General features: G+C 59.7%; 14 protein-coding genes. 5 read left to right on the plus strand and 9 right to left on the minus strand.

Annotated features, from left to right (window positions below; all coding sequences use genetic code 11):
• The first annotated feature begins 20 nt into the window (after positions 1-20).
• From QLG21_RS19645 to QLG21_RS19655, 3 genes are read left to right on the plus strand one after another with little or no spacing between them, the layout of a single operon-like run.
• Positions 21-1,424, plus strand: coding sequence for a TolC family outer membrane protein (locus QLG21_RS19645; protein WP_282485051.1), 1,404 nt, complete (start codon positions 21-23; stop codon positions 1,422-1,424).
• Complete coding sequence (locus QLG21_RS19650; protein ID WP_282485052.1) at positions 1,421-3,613, plus strand: type I secretion system permease/ATPase; 2,193 nt, start codon at positions 1,421-1,423, stop codon at positions 3,611-3,613. Before QLG21_RS19645 ends, QLG21_RS19650 begins: the two co-directional genes overlap by 4 nt.
• A gap of 10 nt (positions 3,614-3,623) precedes the next feature.
• Positions 3,624-4,793: an HlyD family efflux transporter periplasmic adaptor subunit gene (locus QLG21_RS19655; RefSeq protein WP_088208688.1), complete on the plus strand. Its 1,170-nt coding sequence runs from the start codon at positions 3,624-3,626 to the stop codon at positions 4,791-4,793.
• A gap of 54 nt (positions 4,794-4,847) precedes the next feature.
• On the opposite strand, the gene QLG21_RS19660 is transcribed toward QLG21_RS19655, so the two are convergent.
• From QLG21_RS19660 to QLG21_RS19675, 4 genes are all read right to left on the minus strand, one after another.
• A complete protein-coding gene (locus QLG21_RS19660) occupies positions 4,848-6,029 on the minus strand; it encodes a PLP-dependent aminotransferase family protein (RefSeq protein WP_282485053.1) in 1,182 nt (393 codons plus the stop codon).
• Positions 6,030-6,103: 74 nt separating this feature from the next.
• Positions 6,104-6,628: a 2-oxo-tetronate isomerase gene (locus QLG21_RS19665; protein ID WP_282485054.1), complete on the minus strand. Its 525-nt coding sequence runs from the start codon at positions 6,626-6,628 to the stop codon at positions 6,104-6,106.
• A gap of 10 nt (positions 6,629-6,638) precedes the next feature.
• Positions 6,639-7,085: a YetF domain-containing protein gene (locus QLG21_RS19670; RefSeq protein WP_006178119.1), complete on the minus strand. Its 447-nt coding sequence runs from the start codon at positions 7,083-7,085 to the stop codon at positions 6,639-6,641.
• 9 nt (positions 7,086-7,094) lie between these two features.
• Positions 7,095-7,607: a hypothetical protein gene (locus tag QLG21_RS19675; protein ID WP_282485055.1), complete on the minus strand. Its 513-nt coding sequence runs from the start codon at positions 7,605-7,607 to the stop codon at positions 7,095-7,097.
• Positions 7,608-7,747: 140 nt separating this feature from the next.
• Here QLG21_RS19675 and QLG21_RS19680 point away from each other — a divergent pair, with 140 nt between their 5' ends.
• On the plus strand, positions 7,748-8,137 hold the full coding sequence (locus tag QLG21_RS19680) for a YdeI family stress tolerance OB fold protein (protein WP_042321754.1): 390 nt from the start codon (positions 7,748-7,750) through the stop codon (positions 8,135-8,137).
• A 76-nt stretch (positions 8,138-8,213) separates the two neighbouring features.
• Here the strand turns inward: QLG21_RS19680 and QLG21_RS19685 are convergent, their stop codons facing one another.
• Positions 8,214-9,098, minus strand: a complete 885-nt coding sequence (locus QLG21_RS19685) for a LysR family transcriptional regulator (RefSeq protein ID WP_058608481.1) — start codon at positions 9,096-9,098, stop codon at positions 8,214-8,216.
• A 97-nt stretch (positions 9,099-9,195) separates the two neighbouring features.
• On the opposite strand from QLG21_RS19685, the gene QLG21_RS19690 reads away from it, so the two are divergent.
• Positions 9,196-9,798, plus strand: a complete 603-nt coding sequence (locus QLG21_RS19690; RefSeq protein WP_088208672.1) for a short chain dehydrogenase — start codon at positions 9,196-9,198, stop codon at positions 9,796-9,798.
• Here the strand turns inward: QLG21_RS19690 and QLG21_RS19695 are convergent.
• The 4 genes from QLG21_RS19695 to QLG21_RS19710 form a co-directional block, all read right to left on the minus strand.
• A complete protein-coding gene (locus QLG21_RS19695) occupies positions 9,792-10,526 on the minus strand; it encodes a class I SAM-dependent methyltransferase (protein ID WP_282485056.1) in 735 nt (244 codons plus the stop codon). The two genes, QLG21_RS19690 and QLG21_RS19695, sit on opposite strands and share 7 nt — an antisense overlap.
• A gap of 94 nt (positions 10,527-10,620) precedes the next feature.
• A complete protein-coding gene (locus tag QLG21_RS19700) occupies positions 10,621-12,000 on the minus strand; it encodes an amidohydrolase family protein (protein WP_282485057.1) in 1,380 nt (459 codons plus the stop codon).
• Between the two features lies 1 nt (position 12,001).
• The gene (locus tag QLG21_RS19705; protein WP_282485058.1) at positions 12,002-12,958 is read right to left on the minus strand and encodes a carbamate kinase family protein; all 957 of its coding nucleotides are present in this window, start codon (positions 12,956-12,958) and stop codon (positions 12,002-12,004) included.
• A gap of 120 nt (positions 12,959-13,078) precedes the next feature.
• A complete protein-coding gene (locus tag QLG21_RS19710) occupies positions 13,079-14,623 on the minus strand; it encodes a xanthine permease (protein WP_282485059.1) in 1,545 nt (514 codons plus the stop codon).
• Positions 14,624-14,629 lie beyond the last annotated feature (6 nt).

Below are 14,629 nucleotides of genomic sequence, written 5' to 3' on the forward strand. Positions count from 1 at the left end.
TTTTTTATTAGGGATAAGACATGGGAATAAAGATGCCTTACTGGTGGCTCTCGTGCTGCCTGATATCTGTGCCCGCTATCGCTGCCAGTTCCGCCGCGATGATTAATACAGGAGAATTGAGCGAATCACAGGAGCTACCTTCATTAAGCGGCCGCGTCGCGCCGGTGGTCGGGAACGCCGCACCCGGCACGCTCCAGCTCGGCGAAGCCGTTAACCGCGCCGTCACCTGGCACCCCGCCATCAGCGAAGCCGTCGGTAAACTTTACCAGCAGAGCGAAGAGGTCGACGTCGCCAAATCGAAATACTATCCGCAGGTTAATGCCGGCATGGAGAACGGCTACACCCACGACGGCGGTGACAATGGCTTTACCCCGTCGCTGGTGCTCTCCCTTTCCCAGATGCTCTACGATTTCGGCAAAGTCGCCAGCCAGGTCCGCGCCGAAACCGCCGGGGTGGCCCAGCAGCAGGCCAACGTGCTGGTCAGCATCGATACCATCGCGCACGATACCGCCATCGCCATGGTGCAGGTGCAAACCATGCAGCAGATGGTCGACACCGCCAAAGAGCAGCTAGATGCGCTCTCCTCCATCGGCAAACTGACCAAACTGCGAAACGACGAAGGGGCAACGTCGCTTTCTGACGTGGTGCAGACTGATGCCCGTATCGAAGGGGCACGCGCGCAACTGATGCAGTATCAGGCCAGCCTCGACAGCGCTCGCGCCACGCTGATGAGCTTCCTCGGCTGGAACAGCCTCAACACCGTCAGCAACGACTTCCCGCAAAGCCTGTCCCGCAGCTGCGATATCGCCGAGCCGGACGACCGCCTGGTGCCCGCCGTGCTGGCAGCCTGGGCACAGGCGAACGTGGCGCAGGCTAATCTCGACTACGCCAACGCCCAGATGACCCCTACCGTCTCGCTGGAGCCGGAGGTGCGTCACTACCTTAACGATCGCTACGCGGGCAACCAAACGCTGGACCGCACCCAGTATTCCGCGTGGGTGAAAGTGCAGATGCCGCTCTATCAGGGCGGCGGCCTGACCGCCAGACGCAACGCCGCCGGACACGCGGTGGAGTCCGCGCAGTCCACAATCCAGCGCACCCGTCTCGACGTGCGGCAGAAGCTGCTGGAGGCGCGCAGTCAGGTGTTAAGCCTGATGAGTACGCTGCAAATTCAGGGCCGTCAGGAGGCGCTGAGCGCCCGCACCCGCGAACTCTATCAGCAGCAGTATCTCGACCTCGGGTCGCGCCCGTTGCTGGACGTCCTCAACGCCGAGCAGGAAGTCTATCAGGCCCGCTTCACCCAGCAGCAAACTGCCGGGCAGCTGCATCAGCTCCATCTGAACTGCCTCTACAATACCGGACGCCTGCGCCACGCGTTCGACCTTGAAAACCGCACCATCCAGACCGTGGAGATCCAGCCATGAAGCAACGCGATATCCCGCAGGGTGAGCCCATGACGGATGAGGCGCTGGCGCAGTGGGCGCAGGCCTTTGGCTACGTTGCCACGCGCTATCGCGTGGCCTGTTCGCCCGGCGCGCTGATGGCAGGTGCCCCGTGGCTTAAGGGCAAGCAGAGGGTCCCGGCCCTTACCCAGCTCGCCCGCGAAGCCGGGCTGTCGTTTCAGCTGCTGACGGCGGATCGGCATGCCATCAACAGCTGGCGTCTGCCGGTGGTGGTGGAGCTAACCGAGGGGAGAATTGGCGTCATCGATCACTTCGACGGCGAGGACACCCTGGAAGTCAGTTTCTTCGATGACGCCACGCACACCAACCGTCTGTCGCTGAGCGCGATGCTGCCCGCCATCCGCCACGTTATTGCCCTGCGCCCGCTGGCCGCGCTGAAGGACAGCCGCGTGGACGCCTATATCTCAAAATACCGTCCGGACTGGCTCTACCGGCTGGTGATGCGCGACCTGCGCCCCTACAGCTGGGTGATGCTTGCGGCGCTGTTTATCAACGTGCTGTCGCTGTCGGGCATTGTCTTTTCGATGCAGGTGTACGACCGGGTGATCCCCGCCCAGTCCTACCCCACGCTTTACGTGCTGACCATCGGCGTGCTGATCGCCACGCTGTTTGGCTTTGTGCTGCGCGTGGCGCGCGGGCACATCATGGATCTGCTGGGCAAACGCTCGGATCTGCGCGTCTCGGATCGCGTCTTCGGCCACGCCCTGCGCCTGCGCAACAGCGCCATCCCGCGCTCTACCGGCAGCTTTATCTCCCAGCTGCGCGAGCTGGAGCAGATCCGCGAGATGGTCACCTCCTCCACCATTTCGACCATTGTCGATCTCCCCTTCTTCTTACTGTTCGTGGTGGTGCTGGCGATCATCGCCCCGCAGCTGGCGTGGATCGCCCCGGTCGCGGCGATCATCATGGTGCTGCCCGGCCTGCTGCTGCAAAAGAAACTGGCGGCGCTGGCGAAGCAGTCGGCGCATGAATCAACCCTGCGCAACGCGGTGCTGGTGGAGAGCGTGCAGGGGCTGGAGGACATCAAACTGATGCAGGCGGAGAACCGCTTTTTGCAGCAGTGGAACAGCTATATCCAGATCACCGCCGAATCCGGCCTGCGCACCCGCGAGCTGACGCAAAACCTGATCAACTGGGGGATGACCATTCAAAGCCTGGTGTATGCCGGGGTGATCGTGGTCGGCGCGCCGATGGTGATCGACGGCACTTTAACCACCGGTTCGGTGGTCGCCGCCTCGATGCTGGCTTCGCGCATGATTGCGCCGATGGCCACCCTGTGCGGCGTGCTGGCGCGCTGGCAGCAGGTCAAAGCGGCGAAGGAAGGGCTGGACAGCATCATGCAACTGCCCACGGAAAACCAGCGGGAAGAGACGCCGATCCGCCAGGACGTGCTGCGCGGCCATTATCTGTTTGAGCAGGCGCAGTTCCGCTATCACCCGGAAGATCCCCGCATGGCGCTGCGCATTAACCGCCTGGAGATCAAACCCGGCGAGAAGGTGGCGATCCTCGGGCGCAACGGCGCGGGGAAATCGACGCTGCTACAGGCGATGGCGGGCGGCATGGATCTGGCGGGCGGCGAGCTGCGTCTCGACAACTTCAGTCTGCCCCATCTCGACGTGGCGGACGTGCGGCGCAACGTCGGCTTTATGACCCAGAACGCGCGGCTGTTTTACGGCACCCTGCGCGAGAACATCACTCTCGGCATGCCGCGCGCCACCGACGAAGAAATTTTCGAGGTGCTGGAGATGTGCGGCGCAGCAGCCTTTGTCCAGAAGCTGCCGAAGGGGCTGGACTACCCAATTATGGAAAACGGCGTCGGGTTATCCGGCGGTCAGCGCCAGTCCATTTTGCTGGCGCGTATGCTCCTGCGGGACCCGAATATCGTGCTGATGGATGAACCCACGGCCTCGCTGGACGAGCACACCGAGCGGGAGTTTATCCAGCGTCTGAGCGCCTGGCTCGGCAACCGCACCCTGGTGGTCGCCACCCACCGCGTTCCGGTGCTGGAGCTGGTGGAGCGCGTGGTGGTGCTGAAAGAGGGCATGCTGGTGATGGACGCGCCGAAAGCGCAGGCCCTGAGCAACAGCCGTATGCAGCAACAGCAGCAGGCAACCGGACGGGAGTGGAAAAATGAAAATCAGTCAGCGTGACGTCGCCGCGATGGAAGACCTGGACAATGCCCTCGACTCCGAAAGCGGCTACACCGGCGCACGGCGGATCGTTATCTTCTCCCTGCTGCTGTTTATCGCGCTCGGCATCTGGGCGTGGTTCGGCGTGCTTGATGAAGTTTCCACCGGGACCGGGAAAGTGATCCCCAGCTCGCGCGAGCAGGTTTTACAGTCGCTCGACGGTGGGATCCTCACTGAACTGAACGTCCACGAGGGCGATCAGGTGCAGGCCGGTCAGATCCTGGCGCGTCTCGATCCCACGCGATCGGAGTCCAACGTCGGAGAAAGTGCCGCCCGCTATCGCGCGTCGCTGGCTTCCAGCGTGCGTCTGTATGCAGAAGTGAACGATCTGCCGCTGACGTTCCCGCCGTCGCTGGCGAAATGGAAGGATCTGATCGCCGCCGAAACGCGTCTCTACAATTCGCGTCGCGCCCAGCTGGAGGACACCCAGCGCGAGCTGCGTGCAGCGCTCGATCTCGCCAACAAGGAGCTGGCTATCACCCAGCGTCTGGTGAAAACCGGGGCCGCCAGCCACGTCGAAGTGTTGCGTCTGCAGCGGCAGAAAAGCGACCTGGAGCTCAAGCTTACCGACGTGCGCTCGCAGTATTACGTGCAGGCGCGTGAAGCGTTATCCAAAGCCAATGCCGAAGTGGACATGGTTTCGGCGGTCCTGAAGGGGCGGGAAGATTCCGTCACGCGTCTGACGGTCAAATCCCCGGTGCGTGGCATCGTGAAAAATATCAAAGTCACCACCATCGGCGGCGTGATCCCGCCGAACGGCGAGCTGATGGAGATTGTGCCGGTGGACGACCACCTGCTGATCGAGACCCGCCTCTCCCCGCGTGATATCGCCTTCATCCACCCAAACCAGGAGGCGCTGGTGAAAATCACCGCCTACGATTACGCCATTTACGGTGGGCTGCACGGGGTGGTGGAAACCATTTCACCGGACACCATTCAGGACGAAGCGAAACCAGAAGTGTTCTACTACCGGGTGTTCATCCGCACCAGCCAGGATTATCTGGTCAACAAAGCGGGACGGCATTTTTCGATTGTGCCGGGGATGATTGCGACGGTGGATATCAAAACCGGTGAGAAAACGGTGCTGGATTACATGATCAAACCGTTTAACCGCGCGAAAGAGGCGCTGCGGGAGCGGTAAGCAGTGCGACGCGTAGCCCTCTCCCGTTAAGAGAGGGCTACGTCAGGAACCCGCTTATAAAGAGGCTTTCAACCGTTTAACGGCCTCAATAAGCTGTTCATCCGTTGGCGTCACAAATGACATACGCAAGGTGGTGTGGTCCGGGTTAGCGCAGTAGAAAAACTCGCCCGGCACGAACACCACGCCGTTGCTTAAGGTTTTCTCCAGCCAGCGCGTGGTGTTGATGCCATTGTTCATGCTGGCCCACAGGAACATCCCGCCTTTCGGTTTATGGAAGGACATCACGTCCCCCAGTTCCGCTTCAAGCTCGCGGGCAAAAAGCTGATACTTCTGACGGTAGGCTTCGCGGATGGTGGCAATCTGCCCTTTCAAACGTCCGGTTTTGAGGTACTCGGAGGTCATCAGCTGTGAGAGCGTGCTGGTGTGGAGATCCGTGGTCTGCTTAAGGTTAACCACCGCGCGTTTCAGCCATTCAGGGACGATCACCCAGCCCACGCGAGTACCCGGGGCGAGAATTTTCGAGAAGGTGGAGGTATACACGACGTTATCCTCATTACCGATGGCTTTGGCATGGGCAATCAGCGGGCGGAACACCTCGTCGGTATAATTAATTTCGCTGTAGGGGTCGTCTTCAATGATGACAAAATCGTAACGCTGGGATAGGGCCACCAGCTGCTTACGCCGCGCCTCAGACAGCGTGACGCCACCCGGGTTGCCAAAGGTTGGGACGATATAGACCGCTTTGATGGTTTTGTTTTGTACCAGCGTTTCCAGCTCATCGACAATCATGCCATCGCCATCGGTACCCACGGATTCAAACTGCGCCTGCGCCAGGCCAAACACCTGCAGTGCGGCTAAATAGGTTGGGCGCTCGACCACGACGATATCGCCGGGGTTAATTAAGGCGCGGGCGAGCACATCTAAAGACTGTTGCGAACCGGAGGTGACAACCACGTCATCCGCCGAACAGTGAATACCCCTGTCGGCACAGATCTGCTGGATCCCCTCGCGTAACGCCGGAACCCCTTCCGTCAGGCCGTACTGAAATGCCTCGCCAAACTGTTGGGATAACACGGCATCAGCCGCAATTTTTAGCCCTTCATGATCGAAAAGCGCAGGGTTTGGAATGCCGCCGCCCAGCGAAATCACGCCCGCCATTTTGCTATGTTTCAGAAGTTCGCGGATGGCGGAAGATTGCAGGCTTTGCACGCTGGTGGCGAGTTTTTGGGATGACATGCTGTTGGTACCTTATTTTTTCTTATGATCTCCTTCTTAGTATCATATGTCTGACGCTTTGATAACCCCTGCGCTTATGCCTTGCTCTTTTTCCATGCATAGAGGCTGGCGACCAGTTCCGCCAGAGCGTACCTTACCGACTTCTCCACCACGTCCTGACAATCCCCTGAAAAGAGCTGGCGGTCGGTCTTGATCTGGCCGTGGAAATTCCACGCAAACCAGACGGTGCCCGCGGGGGTGCCATCGTCTCCGCCGTCCGGCCCGGCATAGCCGCTGATGGCGATGCTGATATCGGCCCCGGCACGTTCCAGCGCGCCTGCCGACATCTCCCGGACGGCATGCTCGCTGACGGCGGTGTACTTCTCAAGCGTTGAAGCCTGCACGCCCAGCATCTTCTGTTTGGCCTCATCGCTAAAGGTGATCACCCCAATGTCATAGAACGCCGCGGTGCCCTCTTCCGCACAAAGCGCAGTGGCTAAATTGCCCCCCGTGCAGGACTCCGCCGTGGTTAACCGCAGGCCGCGATCGGTCAGAACGTTGGCGACCTGTTTGGTCAGTTCGCCGGTGGTTTTCGCTACGTTATAGGATGATTGATTCATATCGCACCTTTTAACTTTCAACAGGAATAATTGAGATGTGGCCGTTGCGCTCCAGGATGGCATATTTGATTTTACTGAACTCGGTGATCCCCTGGTTTTGCCGCGCGGCGACCAGAATATCGTCGCAGGAGACATCCACCTTTTTAAGTTTGTCGGTAAAAGGCATGCCGTTTTCCACTAGAATCACCGGCGTGCCATCCAGCAGATTCTCGGCGCCGGAGAAATATTTCTTCGCAATACCAAACAGAATATCGACCACCACCAGCGTGACAATGGTGAGCATGGCACCGGTGACGGAGAAATCATTACCCAGCAGCGCCTGCTGGGTGGCTTCGCTGATGATGAGCAGCAGAATGAGATCGAAGCTGGTCATCTGCAGCAACGCGCGACGACCGGCGATTTTAAATACCACCAGCAGAATCAGATAAATCGCCAGGGCACGGAATACCATCTCCATATCGTTCTCCTAGGGGTAGATAAATTGCCGGAAGGTGATGTCCGGCTGGTTATTCAGACCAAGCGAACTGACCGTATTCCCGAATTGCGTAGGGGTGATATACAGCCAGACGGTGAAGTCCTGTTTATTGCTGACGTTGTTATAGATCAGGTGCAGCGTATTACCCCGGCTGAACATGCTGTCCGGCTGCGGCGTAATACTGCCGGGCTGGAATGCCTTATTAAAATCGCCCCCCAGGCGAAACTCATAATGGTCTGCCTGTCCCCCCTTCGCCGTAAAGGCCAGCTTATATTCCGTTTGTAATCGCCCATAACGCTCATAATTAATCGTCAGCGTTTTGGCGGTATTTTCTTTTGTTGCCGTGCTGACATAGCCGTTAGAGAAAACGCCCGCCACGGCCAATAAAATAATCAGTAAAAGAAGGCCCAGCCCCAGGCGCTGACAGGCGGCTTCAAAATTCAGTGCCAGACGACTCTCGTTTACGCCGGGTAAGGTATCTTCTTCACCATCAAATCCCGCCATTTGTCACCCCGTGCATTCCATTAAATTAATCATCCTTATGATTTATAAGGAAAAGCCCTTTTAAGACACATCTCGTTTGCCAGATTAAGCAATAGCAACCAGGCTTAATAAGTCAAGCCAACACGCTACCGGAGGCAAGAATGAAATTTTCCTACGCACCCTTATTTTGCTGCCTGCTGATGTCAACGGCCTGGGCAGACGATAACGGTGGATTGAAAAAAGGCGAGGCACCACCGCCACCGCATGCCCTGGACGACGGATATCGCGGTGCCGAGGATGCACGTATCATGACGGTCGAGCAGGCTAAAGAGATGCACGACGGGGCCACCATTTCACTGCGCGGGAATTTGATCGACGGCTCCGGGGACAAATACCGTTTCCGTGATAAAACGGGTGAAATAGATCTCGTCATTCCAAAGGCAGTATTTGATGGCCGAACGGTAGAACCTGATAATATGCTCTCCATCAACGGGAGTCTGGATAAAAAATCCTCACCGCCTGTCGTTCGCGTCAATCATATTCAAAAATAAATCCCGTTCGTACGCTACGCTTATTTCCCTTGTCGTTATCCTTATTTCCTCCCCCGCCATCCGGGGGAGAGAAATATCAGGCCAACGCGTGTCGGATAAGATGCGCAATAAATTCGGTCAGTTTTGGCAGCGGGCGTAAATCCTGTCGCCACAGCAGATTTACCGGCCTCGGCGTTGGGGTGTAGTGCTCCAGCACCCGAACCAGCCCGCCGCTTGCCAGTTCTTCCGCCACCAGCACCTCCGGTTGCAGCAGCAGCCCCGCGCCCGCCCGGGCCGCCATGCGTAACCCGTAGCCGTCGTTACAGCGCAACACCGCATCGCGTTTCCAGCGCACCTCCCCTTCCACGCCCGGCAGCCGCCACTCGTTGCGCGCGGTCCATACCGTATGGGAAAGACACAGATGATCCACCAGGTCGGCAGGCGTTTGCGGCGTACCGTAGCGTGCCAGATAGTCCGGCGCGGCGCAGATCACCATCCGGTAGGGGCACAGATATTTCGCGACAACATCGTCGGCATGCATGTCCCCAATGCGAATTGCCAGATCGACCCCTTCCTCGACCAAATCGACCCGGCGGTTAGTCAGATCGAGTTCGACGCGCACCTGCGGGTAGCGCTGTAAAAACGTGGCGGTGAGTGGCGCTATCACGCATCCGCCAAACGACGTGGGGGCGGTGACGCGCAGCGTTCCGGCGGGCGTGGCGCGCAGCCGTTCGACCGCACTTTCGGCAATGGTGACCTGCTCCAGCACCCGCTTTGCCTCATCGTAATAGACGCGCCCGGCGTCGGTTAAACTCTGGCGGCGGGTATTGCGCTCCAGCAGGCGCGTGCCAAGGCGCGATTCCAGCTGGGCGATGTATTTCCCGACCATCACCGCCGACATCTCAAGCCTGGACGCCGCGCCGGTAAAACTTCCGCTTTCAACCACGGCGATAAAGGTCTCCATGCCGCGTAACTTATCCATATTGCAAACCTCTGGTTAGTAATCCTCTAACTTTAGCCCAGTTTATCCGACTTCTTATTTATTAAAGAATGCATGCTCACAACATAAGGAGTCGGCTATGAAAATCGTGATTATTGGTGCCAGCGGTACGGTCGGTCGGGCGGTGACGGAGGAGTTGAGCCGTCGTCATGAGACGATCCGCGTGGGCCGCACGCAGGGCGATCTGCAGGTGGACATCACCTCTCAGGAGAGCGTCAGCGCGCTGTTTGACTCGGTGGGTAAGGTGGATGCCATCGTCTCTGCCAGCGGTGGTCTGCACTTCGGCCCGCTCTCTACCATGAAAGACAGCGATTTCAACCAGGGCTTACAGGACAAACTGCTGGGGCAGGTACGCCTGGCGTTGACCGGGCAACATTACCTGAACGAGGGGGGCTCCATCACGCTCATCAGCGGCATTGTGGCGCACGAGCCGATTGCCCAGGGGGTGAATGCCACCACGGTGAACGCCGCGCTGGAAGGGTTCGTCCGCGCTGCCGCCTGCGAACTGCCGCGCGGGATCCGCATCAATTTGATTAGCCCGACCGTACTCACCGAGTCCGCCGACGCTTATGACGGTTTCTTCCCGGGTTTTGAAAGCGTCCCCGCCGCGCGCGTGGCGCAGGCCTATCGCCGCAGCGTGGAAGGGGTGCAGAGCGGACGGATATATACGGTAGGTTACTGAGCCTTACGGGCAGCGACTAATACCAGCATCGGGCGTTCAGCCTCTTCAGCCAGCGCGGGCCAGGCGTCAATTTGCGCCTGCGTTGGTCCCCATTCGTTGACGTGGCTTACGGTTAATCCCGCCCCAATCAGCGCGTTGAGCGTGGTGCCCAGCGTGCGGTGGTATTTGATGACGCCGTCCGCCAGCCAGTTGCTCACCCGCTGGCCCTCATCCTGATAATGATTCACGCCCCAGAACCGCTCGCCGTTGTCGTCGGTCAGCCAGCCCTGGCGGGTCGCGCAGGTGTAAATCGGGTGCTCCATCGAAAAGATCAGGAAGCCACCCGGCTTAAGCGCACGCTGAACATTTTTGAACAGCGTGTCCAGCTCGGGCAGGTAGTGCAGCGCCAGCGAACTGTAGATCAGATCGAGGCTATTCTCTTTCAGCGCTAACGATTCCAGATCGCTACGCTGATAGTGGATCCGCGTGTCGTGCGTCAGCTCCGCCGAGCGGGCGAGCATCTTTTCAGAGATATCGACGCCGGTGACCTCAGCAGCACCCAGCTCGCGGGCCACGCGGCAGAACCAGCCGTAACCGCAGCCGAGATCGATAACCGTTTTCCCGTTTAAATCCGGCAGCATCGCTTTCAGCGCAGGCCACTCGGGCGCGCCGTCCAGGCCCTGCACCGAACGTGGAAGCTGCGCGTAGCCTTCGAAAAATGCCGGGTTGTCATAGATGTTTTGTGCCATGGAAGATCCCTCTTTGAGTATATGGCAGCCAGTATAAAACATTGCCGGGTGGCGCTGCGCTTACCCGGCCTACAAAAGATGCGGGCTGATGCCCTCACCCCACCGTCCCCCAGACGAGGTTGCCGTTATGGAATGTCGCGGTACGCGGTGAAATGCGCGCCACGGCCTCGGCGGAGCAGGAGGCATCCACCAGCACAAAGCTGGCGGCATCCTGCGCTTTCGGCCAGACGCGCTCGCCTTTCTCGTTCAGCGGCAGCACGTCACCGGTGGCGATACCCAACGCCCGGGAGAGCGACTGCTCGTTCGGGCGGATATAGAGCTGGGCGTAAAGGTTGGCTTTTTCCAGCATGTCCCCCAGACCGTACGGCGACCAGTGGTCGATCACGCTGTCGGTGCCGGTCATGACAAACACGCCCTTATCGCGCAGCTGCTTCAGCGGCATGTGCAGTGTGCCAATTGGCACCGTGGATGCAATGGTCACCTGCTGCGCCGCCATGCGGGTGGCGATCTCGTCCACCTGCTGTTCGTTCAGCGTCGCCAGCGCGAAGGCGTGGCTGATGGTCAGTTTACCCTTCAGTTCAGGCGTTTTTTCTACCGTCTCCACCATGTAATTCACCGCCGCCACGCCCGCCGGGCTGGTTTCATGCAGGTGGATGTCCACCCCTTTGTCGTAGTCCAGCGCAATCTGGAACATGGTATCAAGCGACTTCTCCATTGCGCCGTCAACGTTAGTCGGATCCAGCCCGCCCACGTAGTGCGCCCCGGCCTGCATCGCTTCGCGCATCAGCTTTTCAGAGTTCGATAACAGCAGGCCGTGCTGCGGGAAGGCCACAATTTCGCAGTCAAATCCTGCGCTGCGATGCGCCAGCACCGCCTGCAGGTTTTCGAGATTTTTCAGGCCAGATACCGGCTCAATGTTGCAGTGGCTGCGGGCGATGGTGGAGCCTTTCGACTGAATCAGGTCGATCAGCTTTTCTGCCCGCGCCTGAGTGTAGGGCTGCAGCTCCGGCAGCAGCTTTTGCTCAAGGCGGATCATATCCTGAATGGTGGTGCCCGCCGGGCGGTTAAGCGAGCGCCACGGGCCGCCGTAAAAGGTTTTATCGAGGTGGATATGCATATCGCGCATCGCCGGGAGCATCAGTTTACCGCCCGCGTCATAGTGCGGCAGCGTGGCGTCGGCGTGGCTTTGGTTGTCGCGCAGGGCGACGATTTTGCCGTCCCGGATCTCCAGCGTTTTCAGCTCGGTGCGGGTGCTTGTCGCCACGCCGCCGTCGAAAGTAAATCCGGCCTCCAGCAGCACGTTATCCAGGTAGTAGTGTTTTGCGGTGATGCTCATTGGTTTGCCGGTCTCGCAGGTTGGCTTTGCGCTATCGGCAGCATACGCGACGGAACCGGTCGCGCCAAACAGCGCGCAGGCGGTGACCATTTTGCCGCTCTGGCTAATAAACTCGCGGCGGCTTTTATTCTCTTTCATCTTATCTTCCTTCATTAACAATATGGGTACCGGTTTCGCCGCGCAGCGCCGCGGCCAGGCAGTCCGGCGAGGTAATCACCACGCGTTTGCCGCCGTGATGCAGAAATTCCAGAGAGGCAACGATTTTCGGCAGCATACTGCCCGCCGGGAAGTGCCCCTCCTCCCTGTAGCGCGACATCTGCGCCACGCTCACCCGGTCCAGCGCCTGCTGGTTCGGCTTGCCGAAGTTGATGCACACTTTCTCTACGCCGGTGGTGATGACCAGCACGTCGGCGTGGATCTCGCGCGCCAGCAGCGCGGTGGAGAGATCTTTATCGATCACCGCGTCCACGCTCTGATACTCGCCCGCTTGTGTACGGACCACCGGAATACCGCCGCCGCCCGCGCCTATCACCACGAAGCCTTTTTGCGTCAGCGTTTTAATGGCATCGGCTTCCACAATGCGCAGCGGCTGCGGCGAGGCCACCACGCGACGATAGCCCCGGCCAGAATCTTCAACGAACTGCCATGCCGGATGCTCAAGCTGGAGCGCATCGCGCTGCGCCTCGCTGAAGAACGCGCCAATGGGTTTGGTGGGATGGGTAAAGCCCGGATCGTTTTTATCCACCTCCACCTGCGTAACAACGGTGACCGCTTTTTGCTCGCCGCGCGCCGCCAGGCGGTTGTTCAGCGCCTGCTGGATCAGGTAGCCGATGCCGCCCTGCGTATCCGCCACGCAGTTGGCCAGCGGGGTGAGCGGCAGCCCTTCACGCTCGTGGGCAATTTCGGCGCGGCGCAGATCCAGCCCCACCTGCGGGCCGTTGCCGTGGGTGAGCACAATGTCATAGTCGGATGCCAGCATCTCCAGCACCGACTCAGCTACCGCTTTTACCGCCTGGGCCTGATGTTCCACCGACTGACTGGCGTTATCTTTGATAATGCTGTTGCCGCCGATGGCGACGACCATGAGCTCTTTCATTTGTTTTCCTTTAAAAAAGTGCGTTCTGGTGCCCTCACCCCGGCCCTCTCCCACAGGGAGAGGGGGATTAACGTTCCCTCTCCCCGTGGGAGAGGGTTAGGGTGAGGACATCAGGCATTATCAGGACTCAGAAATGGGCGCCGCCGCACTCGCCGTCTCGCGACTGTCCAGCACATGCTTCACCACGAACATGCCGCCCATCATCAGGTAGGCCGTGACGAACAGCAGCGAACTGCCCTCGGCGAAGCCGACCACCGGCGCGTGGATCACTCCGAACAGCGCCAGCAGCGCGCCACCTGCGGCAGCTACCGCGCCGCGCAGCGGTTTGTTGATGATGGCGAAGATGGCGATACAGCCCCAGAGCATGCTGGCGAGCGGCGCGCCGCTGCCGAGATGCACCAGCCCTTCGTAGTAAATCCCTTTGCTGTGCAGCACGTCGGTGCCGATTTTCGCCGCGCTGGTGCCCGCCGCGCCCATCACGCTGTTCACCATGGTCAGCGCCCAGTTGGCGATCCACGGGAACAGGCAGATGAAGATAACGGGCACCTCCACCTTCGGCGTTTCGCGCACCACCTGGTTGGCGGTGACCACGCCGATAAACACCAGGATCGGCACGATGGCGGTCATCGGAATGATGGCGAGCATAAAGGCCCCCAGCCCGAACAGCGGCACGATGAACATGGTCACGCCGGAGGCCAGGGTGTAGCCGATGCTGGCCCCCATCGCCTTCCAGCCCGCGTGGCCCACGTAGACCGTCACCGGGAACGGGTTGCCCATCAGACAGCCGAGCATCGACGCCAGGCCGTTCGCCAGCATCACTTTACGCGTCGGGTATTCGTCTCCCGCCGCGTGGGCGCTTTCGATGTTCTCCAGGTCAAAGATGTAGTTCGCCAGCCCCAGCGGCACGGCGGAGGCCAGATACGGCAGCGCGTGCGGCAGACCCTGCATAAAGCCGTCGATGTGTACGGATGGCGGGTTAAAGCCGAACGACGACATCGAGGCCCTGATCGCTTCCGGGCTTTGCAGGCCGGAGATCCACGCCAGCAGAGTACCGGCGATCAACAGCAGCAGGCCGGTCGGAATGCGGGCAAAGATCGGCTTCTTGCCGAACCAGTTGATGAAAATCAGCAGCAGTACGATGAACGACACGGTCGGCGCTTCGAAGGCCTGCAGCATCGGGTTCATCGCCAGCAGCAGCAAACCAAGGCCAGAGAGGCACGACAGCAGCACGGTGCGCGGGATCATCCTGCGGATGGTCTCCCCGAGGAAGGAGCCGCCCGCGAGGATCAGCGCCTCAACGAAGCACCACACCAGGCCAATCTGAATGGCGAAATCCGCATCGCCGGTTTGCTGATAGACCGGCATCAGCACCAGAAAGGTCACGGTGAAGATCGACGGCGCGCTGGGGCCCGACGGCAGCGCGGTCACGTCGTTACGCCCGGTCTGGCGCGCCATCTGCAGGCCAAACCAGGTGTAGCAGACGCTCGCCACCAGAACCGCCAGCCCGAAGGCTGGCGCGATGCGTCCATAAACAATCTCCTTCGGGATGCCGACGACAAAAATGAGCAGCCCCATCATGGTCAGCAAATTGGTCAGGTTGTTGGTCATCAACCCGAAATACGCCGCCCAGTCACCTCTTTTCCACTCCAGTTTCATGTTTTTCATGGATGC

Origin of the sequence: Enterobacter sp. V87_3 (assembly GCF_029967835.1) — a bacterium.
Taxonomy (GTDB): Bacteria; Pseudomonadota; Gammaproteobacteria; order Enterobacterales; family Enterobacteriaceae; genus Enterobacter; species Enterobacter cancerogenus.